The sequence below is a fragment of the Psychrobacter alimentarius genome, from assembly GCF_001606025.1.
Lineage (GTDB): Bacteria > Pseudomonadota > Gammaproteobacteria > Pseudomonadales > Moraxellaceae > Psychrobacter > Psychrobacter alimentarius.
On sequence record NZ_CP014945.1, the window covers coordinates 995,935 to 1,016,246 of the forward strand.

15 protein-coding genes and 2 pseudogenes are annotated in these 20,312 nt (G+C 40.8%); 16 read left to right on the top strand and 1 reads right to left on the bottom strand.

Annotated features, from left to right (window positions below):
* Positions 1–67: 67 nt before the first annotated feature.
* Positions 68–226: a hemin uptake protein HemP gene (gene hemP, locus A3K91_RS13935; RefSeq protein WP_227672156.1), complete on the bottom strand. Its 159-nt coding sequence runs from the start codon at positions 224–226 to the stop codon at positions 68–70.
* Between the two features lie 307 nt (positions 227–533).
* Between hemP and A3K91_RS04210 the strand changes: the two genes are divergently transcribed.
* The 16 genes and pseudogenes from A3K91_RS04210 to A3K91_RS04280 all read left to right on the top strand — a co-directional run bounded on the left by A3K91_RS04210 (position 534) and on the right by A3K91_RS04280 (position 20,312).
* Positions 534–1,631 (top strand): NUDIX domain-containing protein, encoded by a 1,098-nt coding sequence (locus A3K91_RS04210; protein WP_062844136.1) that lies wholly within the window; start codon positions 534–536, stop codon positions 1,629–1,631.
* Between the two features lie 453 nt (positions 1,632–2,084).
* Positions 2,085–3,230, top strand: a complete 1,146-nt coding sequence (locus A3K91_RS04215) for a lipocalin family protein (RefSeq protein WP_062844137.1) — start codon at positions 2,085–2,087, stop codon at positions 3,228–3,230.
* Between the two features lie 344 nt (positions 3,231–3,574).
* Positions 3,575–5,020, top strand: a complete 1,446-nt coding sequence (locus A3K91_RS04220; RefSeq protein ID WP_062844138.1) for a glyceraldehyde-3-phosphate dehydrogenase — start codon at positions 3,575–3,577, stop codon at positions 5,018–5,020.
* A 311-nt stretch (positions 5,021–5,331) separates the two neighbouring features.
* The gene (gene cgtA / locus A3K91_RS04225) at positions 5,332–6,537 is read left to right on the top strand and encodes an Obg family GTPase CgtA (protein WP_062844139.1); all 1,206 of its coding nucleotides are present in this window, start codon (positions 5,332–5,334) and stop codon (positions 6,535–6,537) included.
* 78 nt (positions 6,538–6,615) lie between these two features.
* Complete coding sequence (gene proB / locus A3K91_RS04230; protein WP_062844140.1) at positions 6,616–7,788, top strand: glutamate 5-kinase; 1,173 nt, start codon at positions 6,616–6,618, stop codon at positions 7,786–7,788.
* Positions 7,789–8,042: 254 nt separating this feature from the next.
* Positions 8,043–9,179, top strand: a complete 1,137-nt coding sequence (gene hemE, locus A3K91_RS04235; protein WP_062844141.1) for a uroporphyrinogen decarboxylase — start codon at positions 8,043–8,045, stop codon at positions 9,177–9,179.
* Between the two features lie 129 nt (positions 9,180–9,308).
* Entirely contained in the window at positions 9,309–10,376 is a 1,068-nt protein-coding gene (gene argC, locus A3K91_RS04240) for an N-acetyl-gamma-glutamyl-phosphate reductase (RefSeq protein WP_062844142.1), read from the top strand.
* A 204-nt stretch (positions 10,377–10,580) separates the two neighbouring features.
* A complete protein-coding gene (locus tag A3K91_RS04245; protein WP_228139910.1) occupies positions 10,581–11,345 on the top strand; it encodes a hypothetical protein in 765 nt (254 codons plus the stop codon).
* A 261-nt stretch (positions 11,346–11,606) separates the two neighbouring features.
* Positions 11,607–12,002: an ATP-dependent Clp protease adaptor ClpS gene (locus A3K91_RS04250; RefSeq protein WP_062845859.1), complete on the top strand. Its 396-nt coding sequence runs from the start codon at positions 11,607–11,609 to the stop codon at positions 12,000–12,002.
* Between the two features lie 769 nt (positions 12,003–12,771).
* Positions 12,772–13,053, top strand: a pseudogene (locus tag A3K91_RS14385) (Clp protease N-terminal domain-containing protein); the annotation flags it as partial.
* A 201-nt stretch (positions 13,054–13,254) separates the two neighbouring features.
* Positions 13,255–15,282, top strand: a pseudogene (locus A3K91_RS04255) (AAA family ATPase); the annotation flags it as partial.
* Between the two features lie 163 nt (positions 15,283–15,445).
* A complete protein-coding gene (locus A3K91_RS04260) occupies positions 15,446–16,183 on the top strand; it encodes a uracil-DNA glycosylase (RefSeq protein ID WP_062844145.1) in 738 nt (245 codons plus the stop codon).
* Entirely contained in the window at positions 16,184–16,753 is a 570-nt protein-coding gene (tadA, locus tag A3K91_RS04265) for a tRNA adenosine(34) deaminase TadA (protein WP_099046691.1), read from the top strand.
* A gap of 190 nt (positions 16,754–16,943) precedes the next feature.
* A complete protein-coding gene (cmk, locus tag A3K91_RS04270) occupies positions 16,944–17,687 on the top strand; it encodes a (d)CMP kinase (RefSeq protein ID WP_099046720.1) in 744 nt (247 codons plus the stop codon).
* A 294-nt stretch (positions 17,688–17,981) separates the two neighbouring features.
* Entirely contained in the window at positions 17,982–19,670 is a 1,689-nt protein-coding gene (gene rpsA / locus A3K91_RS04275) for a 30S ribosomal protein S1 (protein WP_062844147.1), read from the top strand.
* Positions 19,671–20,006: 336 nt separating this feature from the next.
* Positions 20,007–20,312 carry an integration host factor subunit beta gene (locus tag A3K91_RS04280; RefSeq protein ID WP_062844148.1) on the top strand — a complete coding sequence of 102 codons (306 nt, stop codon included), beginning with the start codon at positions 20,007–20,009 and terminating at the stop codon, positions 20,310–20,312.

Here is a 20,312-nt window from a genome sequence, read left to right on the forward strand (position 1 = left end):
ACCAACAAAAAACGCCTTTTAATGAAGGCGTTTTTTTATAATTAATCCGACGTTGAAACCAATAAATTTATTTGGTTAAAATAAGGCGGTTGTTGCGTGTTAGGCGCAAACGATACTCTTCACCTTCATGCTCGATTCTTACTTCTTTGGTTAAGGCAAAAAGGTGTTGTGATTGTAGCGTTGGTAGACGGTTTTCACGGCAATTTAAATAACGAGAGATGACCATACTCATGGCAAATTCCTTTTGATAAAAAGTGGCTGAATAAATTAATAGCTGAATAAATCAATAATAGTGTGACTGCCTTTTAACGATAATAATTATCATTTACATTTGGTTATTTTGCAAGTCAATTTATAAAATAAAATGCAGTTATTATGTAAACTTATCTTAACCGATACACATAAAGTATTTTTATCAAGCATTTTTTATAAAAATAATTATCATAATCAATAGTTTAACGACTAAAGAAACAGTTTTTACTCAGCTTAGTCAGAAAGCGCAAAAGTCACGATAACAGTAGAAATGGAATACTATGTCAAGTAAAGCAAATAAAAACCGAGAAAGTCAAAAAGCCATCGTAAACGTAGCAGTGGCAGTCATTCATCACAAAGACCAGTATTTACTAGGATTTAGAGATGCAGCTCAACACCAAGGCAACCGTTATGAGTTTGTAGGTGGCAAGATAGACAACAATGAAAGCGGAGAGCAAGCAGTCATTCGAGAGGTTGCTGAAGAGACTGGTATCGCCATCCAAGATAACACTATCGTCAAACTTGGCCGGCTGCATCACGACTATGGCGATAAGCAAGTGAGCTTGCAGGTTTATAAGATTGAACTAACCACGGCGCAGTATGAGCAGCACAAGCATTGTCAATATGGATTAGAAGGTCAGGCACTGGTATGGGTAAATAAACGTGATTTGTTAACAGAGCAATATCCTTTACCAGCCGCCAATAAGACCATTCTTGAATGGTTAAGCGTACCAACAACCATCGCAATTACCTATCCGTTAACACATTTCAAGACGCATTCTGATCCAAGATCAGCTTGGCTACAATATCATCAAGAAAACCTAGCCTCAAAGAGCTGGGTATATATGCGAGTAAAAGACGCGATGTCGGAGGATATAGTCGGGCGCTTGATGCGTCAACGTCCAGATATCTCAGTCATTGTCTCTCATGATGCTGATTATTCATTTCTGATGAGTAAAGATTTGGTTGTTGAAAATAAACATACTTCTGAGCAAATAGTTGCTCATCACTTAACGCATACTACATTAATGCAATGGTTCGACAGTATTCAAGACAGTAGTGCATCTACTCAGCTTATTTCGCATACGCATCCATTGTTCGTCAGCTGTCATGATGCTGCCAGTATTAATGCAGCCAATCACCTTGCCAGCACCCGTCTACAGCAACAATTACCACCAGTAATTGGCGCTTTTTTATCACCTATATTGATGACTCAAACACACCCTCATGCTGAGCCGCTCGGTTGGGAGACATGGTCAAGTTTGGCACAATTGGCTGATATGCCTATCATCGGTCTAGGCGGTTTATCACCTGCAATGATTGATCAAGCTTTAACGTATGGTGGTATCAGTGTGGCTGGCATCCGGCAGTTCTACTAATTTCAAAGTCTAAAAAATATTTCATAATACTAACTTCTCATTTTTAATTAACTATTCAGATCTCAATATAACGTTGTTTAAGACTGTTGCTTATTAGAAAATCCTATTTTAAATAACGGATTTTTAACATATTTATCTGCTAAGTAACTATGTGTTTATTCCATAGCATAAACACATAGTTACTTACAAACCGTTGCTTTTTCCTACATTGCGACACTGTTTTAACTGCTCATCTGTCCTTAATATAAACTACCTAAACAAAGCGCCTTTGTAGTACTTCTACTAAGTCAAATGTTCACACAAACGTTTTATTACTATTTTGATGACTTGTAATTTTTATAATATTCATACGCTTACTGGATATATTTTCCAATATGAGCGACAAATAAGATACTAAATATAATTAATGACGTATAAGACACTTTAACTAACATTATTAACAATGGTACCCATATGAAAACCAATAAGTTACCTAAATCAGCATGGCCTGATTCACAGGAAGCTGGTTCTCAGTCTCAGCAGGCTAGCCAGTCGAGCCGCTATTATCAAAAAGATAATAACGCTCAGACCAGCTATGCGAGCAACGATTCTAGCTATAACCATGCTAGTTCGAACGATGATTATTCTCATCCTTTAGCTGACAATGTATCTGAGCAAGACGGCTATTTTGGATATAAAAGTGCTAAGCAGACGAAAGACCCCATTGCGACTAATCGTGGCAGTATAACGAATGATAAGATCAATGGAGATTTCGAGATGCTCAATAACTACAAGCAGCCGCAGAAGTTAAGTAAAAAAGAACCATTGATGTCAAAGTTTGTAGAAGAACAAGAGAACAACTTAACAGAGGATCTGGGACAAGATGTTGATTCATTATCCCCAAAAATTACTTCATATAAAGAAATACCGGAGCGCGTATTCATGAATGGATTGATCAAGCACACAGGTATTGCTTTAGCGATTATCATACCTTTAGCTGCGTTTTCAGCTTATGCTGCAACACCGCCAACAAATAATGCTGCTAAAGCAAATGTAGCGGCAAATACAATGGCGAAAGAGAATATATCAATTAAGCCTGATGCGATCATACACAAGCCTGCTAGTACGCCAACCACAGTCGATAGTGTGGATCTAAAAAAATACTCAGGTACTTGGTATGAAATAGGTCGCTTGCCTATGTATTTCCAGCGTAAGTGTGCTGGTGACGTTACAGCGAACTATACCGAAAAGACAGATGGCTCAGGCATTGTAGTTACTAATAAATGTATGGGTGAAGAGGGCTCTGAGATCACAGCTGAAGGTTTAGCCAAACCAGCAGATGATACTGGTAGTAAATTAAAAGTGACCTTTTTGCCATCTTGGATTCGTTGGTTACCAGTTGGCCGTGCCGACTATTGGGTGTTAGCACGTGATCCTGATTATAAGACCGCACTGGTTGGGACACCTGATAAAGACTATTTGTGGTTGTTGGCTCGTTCGCCAAATATCAGTCAAGAAACCTACGCTAAGTATCGTCAAATTGCGCAACAGCAAGGGTATGATTTGAAAGAGTTTAAATTAACACCGCAGACAAACCAAACCACTCGACTGGTGCCATAATTGTTTGTATAAAACTAAGACAGCTTTTTTAAGATAGCCTTCTAATGCCAAAAGGTTGTAATCGGCTAGTACAGAACACATAGAGAAGTGACGCAATGGATTTCTATTTCGTTTTTTCGATGACTGACAAATAATAATAAAACGCCTTATAACACTAGTGGATCGGTTATCACTGGCAAAATAAGGCGTTTTAGGCTAAAATCTACGCGATCTAAATACTCTATTGTCAATAACTTACATTCATTGTGTTTGCTTGATGCACCAGAGTGATTGCTTAGACTATCTATTATTACTTCTTATATTTTTCTTCATACATTATTGATCCCATATTACTGACCATAAGGATGTTTCTCGTGAGCAACGCTGATACCTTACGCCAACTACATCAAGACCATTTAAGCAACTATAATAATCAAGAGCAAAAAGCAATTGAGCTTATTGGGTTACTAAACAAGCTCTATAATGAGCAAGATGTGCAAGTGACCTTGTTCGGTGATACGCTTAATACGACTTCAACTGGTCAGATATTGGCATTGCATCAAAAAACAGCGTTACGTAACCAGACCGCTAAGGCTATCGATATTGCTGATACTCTAGCAATGGTAAAGGCATTAGCTGCTAATGATAGTCTTCAGTCAGCACAAGTGGATGTTGGTCAATTGATTGCTAATGACAGCGATCTACAGACTGCGCTTCAAGCAGTAAACACCGATAGTAATACCGTCAATGCTGCAGCTGATACTGTATTATATGGTTTTGGCCGTATTGGACGTATCCTGACGCGCTTATTATTGTCACAAGCGTCAAGCGCCAAAGGTCTACAGTTAAAAGCCATTGTTGTACGTCCTGCTGCTGCTGGTGATTTGGCGAAACGTGCGTCATTGTTAGAGCGTGATTCGATTCATGGTAGCTTTGCTGGCGGTGTTGTGGTTGATGAGCAAAACAATGGTTTAATCATCAATGGCCGTTTTGTACAAGTTATTTATGCCAATGACCCAAGTGATATCGACTATACGGCATACGGTATCGACAATGCCTTGGTTATCGACAATACAGGTATTTGGAAAGATGAAGCAGGTCTTGGTAAGCACCTACAGTCTACTGGTGTGAAAAAGGTTCTGCTAACTGCCCCTGCTGGTGGTAATATCAAAAACGTTGTTTACAACGTCAATAATGACACGGTTGGAGAAGATACGATTGTCAGTGCTGCTAGCTGTACCACCAATGCGATTACACCTACGTTAAAAGTATTGAATGATGAGTATGGTATCGAAAATGGTCATGTTGAAACGATTCATTCATTTACTAACGATCAAAACCTAATCGATAATTATCATAAGGCTGACCGACGTGGTCGCAGTGCTGTACTTAATATGGTTATTACCAGTACAGGCGCAGCAAAAGCGGTTGGCAAAGCACTACCAGAGTTGAGCGGTAAATTAACAGGCAATGCGATTCGTGTACCAACGCCAAACGTTAGCTTAGCAATTTTGAACCTAAATCTAAAAACTGCACCAAAAAGCGTAGAAGCGTTAAATGAGTTCTTACGCAATATCTCTAACAGCAGCACTTGGCAGACTCAGATTGCTTATACAGATTCTACAGAAGCTGTTTCGACTGACTTTGTTGGTGATACTCATGTAGGCATTGTTGATGCACAAGCCACTATCTTGACGGACAATCATGCTATCGTTTACATCTGGTATGATAACGAAGTAGGGTATAGCACCCAAGTACTACGTTTGGCAACGCAAATGGCAGGCATCAGTTATACTCAGATTCCAGCATAAATTGTCAATATGTTAAAATTCAGATGCGGTAAAATGATATAGTAAGCATAATGCTAAAGCTGTGCTTATTGTTATTGCTAGCAGTAATGTGAGGCAGCATCTGAAATGTCATACCCAAACACCCGATAGTCCGATTGATTATCGGGTGTTATTGTCATAACGGATGGCATATACAAATTTAATGTATGTTGTCGATAGTATGTGAAAGTGACAGCATTCATTTAGAACAATATAGAATATAGTGAAAACCTAAAAATACAGCCGTGGGTTGTACCAGTACATAAACTGGATTGTGAATTAAGGAACGTAAGATGCGATTTATTGATGAAGCCGTCGTAACGGTAAAAGCAGGTGACGGTGGTAATGGAATCGCCAGTTTTCGCCGAGAAAAATATGTGCCGCGCGGTGGACCTGATGGTGGTGATGGCGGCAAAGGCGGAGATGTTTATGTCATTGCAGAAGACAACACAAACACGCTAGTTGACTATCGTTATACACGTCGTCACGATGCGATGCGCGCTGAAAATGGCCATAGTAGAAATTGTTCAGGCAAAGGATCAGATGATCTTTATTTACCCGTACCAGTGGGTACAACTGTGGTTGATACTGAAACTGATGAAGTGTTAGGTGATTTGATTGAAATTGGTCAAACCTTACTGATCGCAAAAGGCGGCGATGGTGGTTTGGGTAATACTCATTTTAAAAGCTCTACTAACCAAGCACCGCGTAAAGCGACGTCTGGTTTTGAAGGTGAGTTAAAAGTCCTTAAGTTTGAGCTAAAAGTGGTGGCTGACGTTGGATTAATTGGCTTGCCCAATGCAGGAAAATCTACTTTTATTCGACAGGTTTCTGCTGCAAGACCGAAGGTGGCAGACTATCCTTTTACCACATTAGTGCCGAATTTAGGCGTGGTCGATATTGGTCGTCATCGCTCGTTTGTGATGGCAGATATTCCTGGTCTGATTGAAGGCGCGTCAGAAGGTGCAGGACTTGGTATTCGCTTCTTAAAGCATGTCGCTCGTACTCGTCGTTTGCTACACTTGGTTGATGTTAAGCCAGTTGATGGCAGTGATCCAGTACAAAATGCTCGCGTTATTCTCAATGAGCTTGAGCGTTTCTCTCCTGAGTTGGCCAATTTACCTCAAATTTTGGTATTGAATAAAATCGATCAGGTCAACGAAGAAGACTTGAACGAGCTTTGCACTCATATCGTGGCCGAACTTGGCTGGACAGGTATTGTATTTCGCACTGCCACATTGACTGGTGAAGGTGTTGATGCCGTCAAATATCATCTAATGAATGAGATTGAGCGTGAGCGCGAACGTGAGATAGAAGATCCTATCTTCGCTGAAGCACAGAAAGAACGTTTCGAGCGTTTAGAAGCTGAAGTACGCTTAAATACCGAAGCACAGCGTGAAGCGTATCGTGCAGCACGCAGGGCGGCGCGCGAAGGTTTAGACTTGTCTGATTTTGATGGCGATGACGACGATGGAGTTGAGGTGGTGTACGTTCCTTAAACCAATACGCTTGAGTAAGTATATTTGAATTTTTTAAATAATCCCCGTAATCAATTCGTATAATAAATAGGAGTTTATATGGCAGTTGACATAGCAAATACGACCGAAGAAGCAAGATTTATTAAGCAAAATCGTAACTTCGACATTCAGCGCGTTATTGTCAAGATTGGCTCATCATTATTGACAAATAATGGTCGAGGGCTAGATCGTACTGCCATATATGAATGGGCAAAGCAAATCGCAAAACTGCATAAACAAGGGGTGGAAGTATTACTGGTATCTTCGGGTGCTGTTGCCGAAGGCGTGGTACGTATGAACCTTGAGGAACGACCCAAAAAACTAGCAGCGCTACAAGCCTGTGCTTCTATTGGACAGATGGGATTGATTGAAACCTGGTGGTCAGCATTAATCCAGCATGGTATTCAAAGCTCGCAATTATTATTGACTCATGATGATTTATCTAATCGTAGCCGTTATCTTAATACAACAGGGGCGCTGACGCAGTTATTGGACTGGCGCGTATTACCTGTTATTAATGAGAATGATACCATCACGATTGATGAGATTAAATTTGGCGATAATGATACATTGGGTGCGATGGCGGCTGCCATGGTTAATGCCGATTTATATATTATTTTAACTGATCAAGAAGGTGTCTTCACGGATAACCCGCGTGACAATCCTGATGCTAAAATGATTCGTCAAGAGCGTGCAATGGCTGATTATTTATTTGATATCGCAGGTGACGGCGGTAAGCTTGGACGCGGTGGTATGTTGACCAAAATTCGTGCCGGTCGCCTTGCAGCGATGGGTGGTTGCCCAACAGTTATTGTGAGCGGTGCTATTGACGATGTCATTACTCGTGTGGTCTCAGGCGAAGCAGTTGGTACATTACTGACGACTAACGAAGAGGACAAAATCATTGCTCGCAAACAATGGCTTGCAGCGCATCTACGTATGTCAGGCAGCTTGGTTGTTGATGCTGGTGCTGCAAGAGCATTAACTGAACACAATAGAAGCTTGCTACCGGTTGGTGTTGTAGAAGTTCGTGGTGGTTTTGATGAAGGCGATGTCGTAGAAATTGTCCATCAGGATACGGGCGAACGTATTGCAGTTGGGCAGGTCAACTTCTCATCACATGATGCACGCCGTGTGGCTCGTGAACGTACTGAGCAATTTGACAAGATTTTTGGCAGTAGCGAAGAGCGGGTAGTTATGGTGCATCGTGATAATTTGGCGTTGACAGTGTAGCGTATTAGAAGTACAGAGCATTGACTATGTGGTACGTTTCGTTGGTAAGTTATTGCTAGTCGTTAATGTTGCGTTTTTTATTTGGTCAATTTTAAAAAGTTTAGAAAATCACGCTGTACGTATTACCAAGTGATTCTAGATTGGCCAATCTAATCTATATGTAATGATCGTCTATAATTCTTTTATCTAACTTTTTTATTCATCACTGTATTCTTTATTTAGGATGAATACAGTGATGCTTTGGGGATTTGTACATGAGTGCTTCAGACAATAGTAGCTCGATCCAGCAAGAGTTTGCACCTTTAAAAAACGACAGACTGTTACGAGCGCTACGTTTTGAGTCGATAGATACCACACCAGTTTGGATGATGCGTCAAGCGGGTCGGTATCTGCCTGAATATAAAGCGACTCGTGCAGAAGCGGGTGATTTTATGAGTTTGTGCAAAGATACTGCTCGCGCTACTGAAGTGACTTTACAACCGTTACGCCGTTACGATTTGGACGCGGCTATTTTGTTTAGTGACATCTTGACTATTCCTGATGCTATGGGGCTGGGGCTATATTTTGAGACTGGAGAAGGTCCTAAATTCAAATACCCTATCCGCCAGCAGGCAGATCTTGATAGATTGCCAGTACTGAATGCTAATGACTCTTTAGATTACGTCATGCGCGCTGTGACAAGTATTCGTAAAGCGCTTAATGGTCAAGTGCCTTTGTTTGGTTTTTCTGGTAGTCCTTGGACATTAGCCACTTATATGATTGAAGGCGGGAGCTCAAAGGATTATCGCTATACCAAAGGTTTCTTATATAGTAATCCTGAATTTTTACATCAGTTATTAGATAAGTTAGCGACAGCCGTTATTGATTATTTGGATGCACAGGTTGTTGCTGGTGCGCAAGTATTACAAATATTCGATAGTTGGGGCGGAGCACTTGGTCATCGTCAGTTTATCGAGTTTTCTCATGCATACAACAAACGCATTGTCGCTGAATTAAAAGTACGTCACCCACAAATTCCTGTGATTTTATTTACCAAAGGTGGCGGATTGTGGCTTGATGTTCAAGCAGACAGCGAGGCTGATGCATTAGGTTTAGACTGGACGATGCCAATTGATCGTGCAAGACAGGTATTGACTGAAAGTCAGCGCCAGTTAACCAAGCAGCATAAAAAACTACAAAGTAGCAAAGCCATTCAAGGTAATTTAGACCCCGCCACATTGTATGGTTCACCTACAACTATCCGCAGCGAAGTAAAAGCGATGCTAGATAGTGCTTATGCTAGCGGCGAAAAAACAGGTTATATAGCAAACTTAGGCCATGGTATTACCCAGTGGGTCAACCCAGATAATGCCAAAGTATTTATCGATGCTGTACATGAGTATCAAATTTAAAGAATCTGAATACTAGTAGCCATATTATAGCTCTAGTGATTATCGTTTTTGTGACCACAAAGTTAATGTTAAGCTCAAAAATAGAGGTTACACTCTAGTATTTACTGCGTAATAGAAAAAGGACATCTTATGATTTCGGCAGCGATTGTTGGTGGTACAGGTTATACAGGTATTGAACTGATTCGTTTATTATCTGCACATCCTGAAGTGTCTATTGATCTGCTTACCTCACGTAGTGAAGCAGGTACAAGAGCTGACGAGATATTTCCAAGTTTGCGCGGTGTGTCAGACATTGTCTTTAGTGACTTAGGAGACAATACACTTGCAACACTACAGCAGTGTGATGTGGTGTTCTTTGCCACGCCCCATGGTGTTGCAATGCAGCAAGCCGAAGCATTGACACAAGCTGGTGTCAAGGTGATTGATTTGGCTGCTGATTTTCGCTTGCAGTCATTGGCAGATTTCGAACATTGGTATCAACAGTCGCACGCTTGTCCTGATTTATTAAAAACAGCAGTATATGGCTTACCTGAAGTCAATCGAGAAAAGCTTGCGAGCGCTTTGGTAGTGGGAAATCCAGGTTGTTATCCGACCACTGCTATTTTGGGTTTGAAACCGATAATTGAAACTCAAAATCAGCAAGTAGAAAGGTTGGTTGAGTCACGTATTGTTATTGATGCAAAATCTGGCGTTTCAGGCGCCGGTCGTCAGGCAAAGCTTGCTCTAAACTATGCTGAAACGACAGATAATTTTAAGGCATATAGTGTTGAAGGGCATCGTCATCTGCCAGAGATCGAGCAAGGCGTTGCACAATTACTAGACAGTCAGTTTACGCATCGTATCCGCTTTTTGCCTCACCTTGTACCAATGATTCGTGGCATGCTGAGCTCTATCCATATGGAGTTGACTGAGGCAGGTGCGGCTATTGATTGGCAGCAAGCATTTGAAAATACCTATGCGTCAGAGCCGTTTGTCGACGTTATGCCAAAGGGTATTTATCCTGACACGCGTAGCGTTCGCGCTAGTAATCGCTTACGTATTGCTGTACATCAAGACAATGAACGTGCTGAGCTGACCATTATCGTAGTACAAGATAACTTAGTGAAAGGTGCGGCTGGGCAAGCGGTGCAAAATATGAATGTTATGTTCGGTTTTGATGAGTCTATGGGGTTAAATTTTGCGCCTATTGTCCCTTAATAAAGACATGTTACTCGCACGTTGTTCATATTTATGATGCTAGGTATTGATTATAAATTCCGCTATAATGGCTTGCCTTTTCTGTTAAGAGATATTGTCTAAATGCGTGTTAAGTTCGTACAACGCTTTTGCTCACAACCAACACGTTTATCGTGCCAAAACTCTGCTTTGCGTTATGGAGAACATAGATTATATTCTCTTGACATGAGCAATGAACCAATAATTGCGGCAGGTAAAGGGCAGCGAGGGGCGTCCACATTGTTGTTGGCGTTATTCGTGGTAGTGGTTTTGGTAACGGCTACGGTTGGATTGTTATTTGGACACAAACTGGGCTATCAACGCGGTTTTCATTCTATGCAGACGGAAACCAAACAGGCGATGATTAACAGCAGTGAAGCGACCAAAGAGCTTGAAAAACTGCGCCTGAGTAACAAAATAGCGACTAAGCAATCAGCTACTTCTAAGCAAGAATTGGCAATAAGTTTGGCCAATATCAAAGAGTTGCGTGAAAACCAAAAAGAATTAACGGTCGAAAATAGACAACTTGCACAACTCAATGAAGCATATGCCGAGATTGTTGTTGATCAAGGCGGTATGCCATTGAAGATACTTGGTGCAAAAATCAAACCCCTACCTGAGAACTCGTTTGAGTATGGTTTTGATGTTGGGATGCTGAGTAGTGATGGTCAAGCCAAACGCTTACAGCCAACATTGACACTGCTTAATGATAACTCTTTAGTTGAAGTGCCATTAGATCCAGCTGTTTATACCATTGACGGTATTACTCGTATTCGTGGTCGTTTTACGATGCCAACAGGCTTTAGACCTTTACAGGTTAAACTCAATCTGCAAGCAGGTGGACAAAAGGTAGAGCAATTATACAACTGGTCGCTAGGAGCCAGCGTTGATAACATGCCTCTCTCACTTCTCGACTTATCAGAAGTCGATGAAAGCCCTATTGAGCCTTGATTGTATATTGATTGATGAAAGCATCAGTTAAACGACGCTACAAACCTCAGTAAAGATAGGGGTTGTATAAAATGACTTTAAGTTGTTTTCTATCTCACTCTTGATAAGATTGATGCGGGCAAAATCTGTATACTTGATAAGTGAATATAACAGGTACTTTATTAGCTCTTTGATGGGCAGATATGGTATGCGACTCTCTAATTTTTTACTCTTTTCTACCCAAACTTACCTTATAATTTTATTGCTACTATTATGAAACAAATGATACTTGAAGCAACGCCCACTGTTTTAGATTGGCACTTTCCCAATATGCCAGCTCATCGTGCGCAAGAAGGCGATACAGATAACGAAACCTCACCGCAAGCTGATGTACTCGTCGCGGAGCCCGAGGTGGCTAAGCCGCCAATGTATGCAGTCGTAATGTACAATGACAACTATACTCCTATGGAGTTTGTGGTCTATGTCTTACAGTCGGAATTCCGTCATAGTATGGATTCGGCAGTTGAAATTATGCTGACGATACACAATAGTAGTAAAGGGATTGCTGGTATTTATCCTAAGGACATTGCCGAGACCAAGGCTAAAAAGGTCAACAGTCTTGCCCACCGTGAAGGCTATCCTTTATTAACTCAAATAGAGCCACATCAAGGCGAATAACTATTGTTTTGAAATCCTCTTTTACGAGATTTTTTACGTCACTACAAATTGCTTCATCTCTCGTGTTACTTGCAACACCATATGATCCTCAAAGCTCTTTAAACAACTGACATTATTGATAAGTGTGATAGGGGCTTTGAAGCAAGCTTTTGTCTTCAAAAATTCTTTCTTATAAAATTTTTTCTGTTAATGCTTATCTCATCATTGTCTTGATTTTTCTTTGATATAACCTCATATAATCTATTGAACCACCAAATAATGGTTTATATAGTCACGATTTCATCCTCATTGTTTTTTAACAGTATCTAGAGTCTCTCTATATTTATTAAGCATTTTGTTTAAACAAAGCTCCTTCAAATTCTCTATATTCTCATTTTGTATTTCTGTCATTTTTTAAGCTTTTTAAGTCATCTAACGTTTTATTTACTTATCTATGCTAACAGGCGTAACGAGCCGTATGATTCGATACATTTTAGTCTGCGTTAATAGATTGACTCTGCTTGAGTATCGTGTTGAGATAAAGACAAAGCGGATAGCAATTATCAAGAAGCATTATCTATGATAGGTAATCAGAAAATATCAAAATGAGGGATGAGTCATCTTATTTATCGCTACCTATTTAATAATATATATATTGCCCTTGAACAATCCATCTATTGCCCTGATTTACTTACTAACTCATTAATAAAGCTATCAATTATAAAGATAGGTATAACCGTAGGAAGCCGTTATGTTAAGTCGTCATCTTGAAGTTTCTTTGCGTTTAGCAATGACACTTGCGCGCCAAAAATCGCATGAGTATCTTACTGTTGAACATTTACTATTAGCGTTATTAGAAAATACTCATGCTGCCAATACATTGACGGCATGTAATGCTAACGTTTCAACGCTGCGTACTGAGCTTGAAGCTTATATTAATAAGCACACTCCAACCGTTGATGTAGATACTGAACAGTCACCACAACCAACACAAAGCTTTGATCGTATCTTACAACGTGCCATTTTTCATGTGCAGTCTATTGGTGGTGGCCGTCTTGTTGAAGGTTCGGATATCTTGGTGTCTATGTTCTCAGAGCATGATACCTATGCAGTTTATTTGCTTAAAAAGCAGGGCATCAGTCGTCTTGAGCTGACTCAATATCTCTCACACGGTCAAGACAAAGATGAGCCATCTGAGCCACGTGCCTCTATGACGGGTGAGCGCCGAAGTGCCTCTGAAAAAACCAGTAAAGATCCGTTGGTTGAGTTTGCTACCAATCTGAACCAGCGTGCTGCTGAAGGTAAAACAGATCCATTGATTGGTCGTGCTTCTGAAATTGAGCGTGCCGCCCAAGTCCTATGCCGTCGCCGTAAAAACAACCCATTGCTAGTTGGTGAACCAGGCGTTGGTAAAACCTCCATTGCTGAAGGTTTGGCGTGGTTAATTATCAATGACAGAGCACCAAAACCACTTAATGGTTGTGTCATTTATAGTTTAGATATTGGTTCTTTAATCGCTGGTACTAAATATCGTGGTGATTTTGAAAAACGTATGAAATCGCTGCTTGATGCACTTAAGAAAAAACCAAATGCCATCTTGTTCATTGATGAGATCCATATGATTATTGGCGCAGGGTCGTCAATGAGCAGTAATATGGATGTGTCAAATCTGATCAAACCAGCACTTGCCAATGGTGAGCTGCGTTGCATTGGTTCAACAACCTTTACCGAATATCGTCAAGTGTTTGAAAAAGATCATGCATTGTCACGTCGTTTCCAAAAAATTGATGTGAAAGAACCAAGTGTTGATGACAGTATCGACATTTTGCGAGGTCTCAAACCGCGTTATGAAGAATTTCACAACGTTGAGTATACGGATGAAGCCTTAGTGTCTGCGGTACAGTTATCTGCTAAGCATATTCATGAGCGTTTTTTACCGGATAAAGCGATTGATGTGATTGATGAGGCAGGTGCTTATAAGCGTTTGGGTGTGATTCCTGATGCTGCTGATATCGATGCCGAAGAAAGCTTCATTGCTGATATAGAGCAAGACTTTGACTCGCAAATAGATAGTGATGAAGGTTTTGACACCGATAACGAGGGTGTTGACAACGAAATGAAGAGTGAGGCCGATACGGCAAAAGCCAATGATCGTGCTCAATCGTCTGATAAAATTGAAACTTCTAAAAGCAAGAAGAAGCCACCAATAAAGATCGATGTGGCAGACATTGAGGCCATTATCGCAAAACTTGCGCGTATTCCACCCAAATCCGTGTCGAGCGATGACAAGAGTATTCTTGAGCACTTAGATCGTGATCTTAAGCATTTGGTATTTGGTCAAGATGAAGCCATCGAGACCTTGGCTGACGCGATCAAGTTATCACGCGCTGGTCTTAAAGCGCCAGATAAGCCTATTGGTTCGTTTATGTTCGCTGGCCCAACCGGGGTTGGTAAGACAGAAGTGTCACGTCAATTGGCAAACTTATTAGGGGTAGAGCTAGTACGCTTTGATATGTCAGAGTATATGGAAGCCCACACAGCGTCACGCTTGATTGGTGCGCCTCCAGGTTATGTCGGTTATGATCAAGGTGGTTTGCTGACCGAAAAAATCAATCAGTATCCACATTGCGTATTGTTGCTTGATGAGATTGAGAAAGCGCACCCTGATGTCTTTAACTTACTATTGCAGGTTATGGATCATGGTACGTTGACGGATAACAATGGTCGTGTTGCCATCTTTAAGCAGGTCATTGTGATTATGACCACAAACGTTGGCGCCGATAGTATTAGTCGCTCTTCTATGGGCTTTACCCAGCAAGATCATAGTCGCGATAATACCGAAGCTCTTAAACGTGTCTTCACACCTGAGTTCCGCAACCGATTGGATGCGATTATTCAATTTAATCCATTGGATACCTCAGTCGTGGTGTCAGTGGTTGATAAGTTCTTGGTTGAGCTACAAGTACAGCTTGATGATAAACAAGTAACGCTAGAGATTGATGATGAGGTACGCGACTATTTGGCGAACAAAGGTTATGATCGCTTGATGGGTGCCCGTCCAATGCAGCGCTTGATTCAAGATGAGATCAAAAAGCCATTGGCCAGTATGATTTTGTTTGGTGATTTGGTCAACGGCGGGGTAGTACATCTTACTTTAGAACCTGAAGCGACTGATTCAAAAGATGAGGCAGCAGTGAAATTGAGTAAAAATTCAGATAAGGGTTCAGCAAGTAGTCGTATTGTCTTAACAGTCGTAGAGACTCATGAGCCACATCCAGACTCTGAATCACTAGCCAGTTAAATCATTCGTACCAATATTATAAGAACGGTTACCATGTTAGTGGGGTAGCCGTTTTTTTATTGTTATAATTTATGATTACGCCAATAGATTATTTTTTGGCTATATCTTAAAAAGTATTCACGTGCTTATTTTCTCTATTTATAAAAAATATAAAGGATATATTATGGAACTGTTTGATGAGCCGAAGACAAAAACAGCCGAACAAAAGCAAGCCATTTTAGACAATGTGCGTTTGCCAGAAGACTGGAAAAAGGCATTAGCAGAAGAACTCACGTCTGATAATATGGATAATTTACGAGCCTTTTTAAAGAGTGCCTATCAATCAAACGAAAGTATTTACCCACCAGCTCCTTTGATATTTAATGCTTTTAATTTGACACCTTTGTCACAAGTAAAAGTCGTGATTTTGGGGCAAGATCCTTATCATGGTCCAGGTCAAGCAATGGGGTTATCTTTTTCGGTACCTAAAGCCATACCAAAGCCACCTTCACTGAATAACTTATTAAAAGAGATGGCAGATGATATTGGTATTCGTCCCTCGAATCACGGGGATTTGACCTATTGGGCGGAGCAAGGTGTGCTGCTTTTGAATAGCTCATTGACTGTGAAAGAAAGTGTGCCGAATAGCCACCAAAATCAGGGTTGGGAGCAGTTTACAGATGCCGTTATTGACGTGATTAATGAGCAAACCGAACACACTGTCTTTATATTATGGGGTAGTAAAGCTCAAAAAAAGGGCAAATATATTAACACAGACAAACACCTGATTTTAACGGCTGTCCACCCTTCGCCCCTTGCTGCGAATCGTGGGGGATTTTTTGGAACTAAGCCATTTTCTAAGACCAATGATTATTTAAAACAGTATGGTCAAACACCAATCGATTGGCAGTTACCACAGTAAATGATGAATACTTTTGATTTTCAACAATCTGTATTATTAGCGACTCAGCTGGCAAGTATAGATCTCAAAACCTATATGTTTTGGCAGATTCAAGACGTCCAGTGGATGCAAAAAGCACTAACGCTTGCCAGACAAGGTGCAGTGCTTGGAGAAGTGCCAGTAGGAGCCATACTGGTACATAATCAACAGATTATTGGTCAAGGGTTCAATGAACCAATTGGGCGTCATGATGCAACTGCTCACGCTGAGATTGTGGCGTTGAGAGATGCCTGTGCCCGTCTAAAAAATTACCGCTTGCCATTGCAGACGACTCTGTATGTGACGCTAGAGCCTTGTACTATGTGCGTTGGTGCCATGATTCATGCACGTGTCAGTAGAGTGATATATGCAGCAAATGAGCCAAGAGCAGGCATGGTTGGTAGTCAGATGGACTTGCCCAACCAGCCTTTTTATAATCATCGTATGCAAGTAAGCAGTGGGCTATGTAGCCATCATAGCAGTCAAATGCTAAAGGCATTTTTTCGTGCCCGTCGTAAAGCCGCGAAAATCGAAGACAATGTAAGCAATTAACAAGATATTAGTCTTGCCGCTAGTGATAGTTGGCTTTCTTTGCTATAATATTGCCCTATTTGACTGCGGAATCATAAAAGCGCAGTCAAAAATTTGATAAACAAGTAAGTACGGCGAGATTGCAAAAGATCATACAGGTATCATCTATCACTGAGTGAGTATTATGACTGTTTCTACACCTGATAGCCCTATGCCCAGTAATAAGGAAAATGGTTCAGCGCAACCATTGCGTTTTCCGGTCATTTGTATTGACGGGCCAAGTGGTGCAGGTAAAGGTACGGTAACGTGGCGTTTGGCTCAAGCTTTGAATTATCAGTTGCTCGATTCAGGTGCTTTATATCGTATTGTAGGTCTTAAAGCATTTGAGGCAGGTTTGATTACCGAAGATACCAGCAATGCGATTGATGAGCAGGCGGTATTAGCGTTAACACAAAATTTAAAGATATCTTTTGTACCGAACAATGACTCAGGCCGTGTCGATATTATTGTGAATGGTGAGGCAGTTGGTGAACAAGTTCGTAACGAAACAATTGGCGGCTACGCCTCACAGATAGCAGTATTTCCAGAAGTTCGACAAGCATTGCTTAAACTCCAAAAAGACATGGCAACCCGTTCAGGATTGGTTGCTGATGGTCGCGACATGGGAACAGTGGTATTCCCAGACGCTGATGTGAAAGTGTTTTTGACGGCAAGTGCTGAAGCGCGTGCTGATCGACGTGTGACGCAGCTATTGACAGCTGGTCAGGAAGCGGATTTTGAAGCCATTTTAGCGACGATTAAAGCCCGTGATGACCGTGATGAAAATCGTGCAACTGCACCGTCTAAGCCTGCAGAAGATGCCTTGTTACTTGATAGCTCAACCTTAGATGCCAATGCTGTGTATGAGCAAGTGAAACAACATTGTCGAGATAAGGGTATTTGTTTTAATAGTTAATAAAAACAACATATTAAGTACTAAAAATTTCACTATAAGCTTTAACTTTAGTATAAAATTGTATGAACATTAATCTTGGCAGATTGACTAAACTATCGGACTGCTGAATAAGCTCGAAAGGGTAAGTATTTAAGACAGTTGTTGTTAATGAGTACTTTAAGCTATTTGCTTATTATCAACAAACGTTTTTTTATATGACTATATAAGATATAAAACCAGTATTCTCGTTTTATGCAGTCATAAATTTGATCCGTACTGTGCTGGACAGGATACGGCTATACAAAGGTAGAAATAATGGAATCATTTGCTGAACTATTTGAAGCGAGCATTGAAGAACAGGGTCTGGATATCGAGCGTGGCTCGGTTATTACAGGTACTGTTGTGGCCATCGACAGTGATTGGATCACAGTAGATACTGGTCTTAAGTCTGAAGGTATCGTCGCTCGTGAAGAGTTTTTAAGCGAAGAAGGCGAACTTGAAGTTGAAGTTGGCGATAGCGTTGATGTTGTGGTTGAAGCGGTTGACAACGGTATGGGTCAAACCTTACTGTCACGCGAAAAAGCCAAACGCGTTGAAACGTGGAATGTCCTTGAAAAAATCTATGACAACGATGAGATCGTGAAAGGTATCATTTCTAGCAAAGTGAAAGGCGGTTTTACTGTAGACGTGGGTTCAGTACGCGCGTTCTTACCAGGCTCGTTAGTAGATGTACGTCCTATTCGTGATACGACGCATCTTGAAGGCAAAGAGCTAGAGTTTAAAGTTATCAAACTTGATCAAAAACGCAACAACGTTGTTGTTAGCCGTCGCGCAGTTATGGAAGCTGAGAATTCAGCTGAGCGTGAAGAGCTATTGAACAAGCTTGAAGAAGGTATTGAGATCGAAGGTATCGTTAAGAACCTAACTGATTACGGTGCATTCGTTGATCTTGGTGGTATCGATGGTCTATTGCACATCACTGATATGGCATGGCGCCGTATCAAGCATCCATCTGAAGTTGTAGAAGTTGGTCAAGACCTAAAAGTTAAAGTATTGAAGTTTGACCGTGAGCGCAATCGCGTAAGCCTAGGTCTAAAACAACTTGGTACTGATCCTTGGGATAACGTTGGCGGTACATACCCAGTTGGTAGTGTTGTAAAAGCTCGCGTAACCAACTTGACTGATTATGGTTGTTTTGCTGAAATTTCTGAAGGTATTGAAGGTCTAGTACACGTATCAGAAATGGATCATACCAACAAAAACATCCACCCATCTAAAGTAGTACAAGTGGGCGATGAAGTTGAAGTAATGATTCTTGATATCGATGAAGAACGTCGTCGCATCAGCCTAGGTATAAAACAAACTCTAGCCAACCCATGGGATGAGTTTGATAAGAAACATGAGCGCGGTGATAAAATCACTGGTACGATCAAATCAATCACTGATTTCGGTATCTTTATCGGTCTAGACGGTGGTATTGATGGTCTTGTTCATCTATCTGATATCTCTTGGAACGAAACTGGCGAAGACGCTATCCGTAACTACAACAAAGGCGACACTGTAGAAGCGATGGTATTGTCTGTAGATGCAGAAGCGAACCGTATCAGCCTAGGCGTGAAGCAGTTAAGCTCTGATCCATTCAACGAATACCTAGTCAACAATGACCGTGGTGCTATCGTTAATGGTAAAGTAAAAGAAGTAGATGCTAAAGGCGCAACTATTGAGCTTGCTGATGAAGTCGAAGCTTACTTACGTGCTTCTGAAATCCAGCGTGACCGCGTTGAAGATGCGACTAAGCATTTGAGCGTTGGTGATGACGTTGAAGCGAAAATCATCAGTGTTGATCGTAAAACACGCAATATCAACTTGTCTATCAAAGCGAAAGACGAAGCTGAAGAGCGTCAAGCGATCAAAGATCTTGGTAGCACTAGCACGGCTGCTGCTCCAGGTTCTGAAGCACAACCAAAAACTATTGGTGATTTGATCAAAGAGCAAATGCAGTAAATTGCTAATATAAAAGTATGATAAAAAAAGCGACTCCGGTCGCTTTTTTTTATAAGTAAACTTTGGGTTTATTAGCTCTTAATAAGGTTTTTGCTCAAAGAGGCAAACTCTTGTTTTCATTTACTATAATATCCGCTATCATTTGCAATATTGAATAACGATATTAAAATCATGGCTTATTTTGGATCATAGTATTGACATGATCGAGAGATTTTTACCGTAATCGATGCGATTATAAGAGTGATATTTTCAACATGGTTGTTATAAAATACTACTCGATAGCAGCGGTCTAACCTAAAATCATCTTATCCATTAATTAACAAGGCAAGCGTAATAATGCAGCAAGCAATCAACAAGTCCGAATTTATTAGTAATTTGAGTGCAAACTGTGACACGATGACTGATACAGTGGTCGATGACGCAGTACGCGAAATATTGAATCTGATGACCCATACTTTGTCAAATGACGGTCGGGTAGAAGTTCGTGGATTTGGCAGTTTTTGTCTTCATCATCGTCGCGCTCGTATGGGTCGTAATCCTAAGACAGGAGAAAGTGTACCAGTACCAGCCAAAGCTATTCCACACTTTAAGCCAGGCAAAGCATTACGTGAAGCAGTCAATGATAAAGTTGCAAATGGTTAA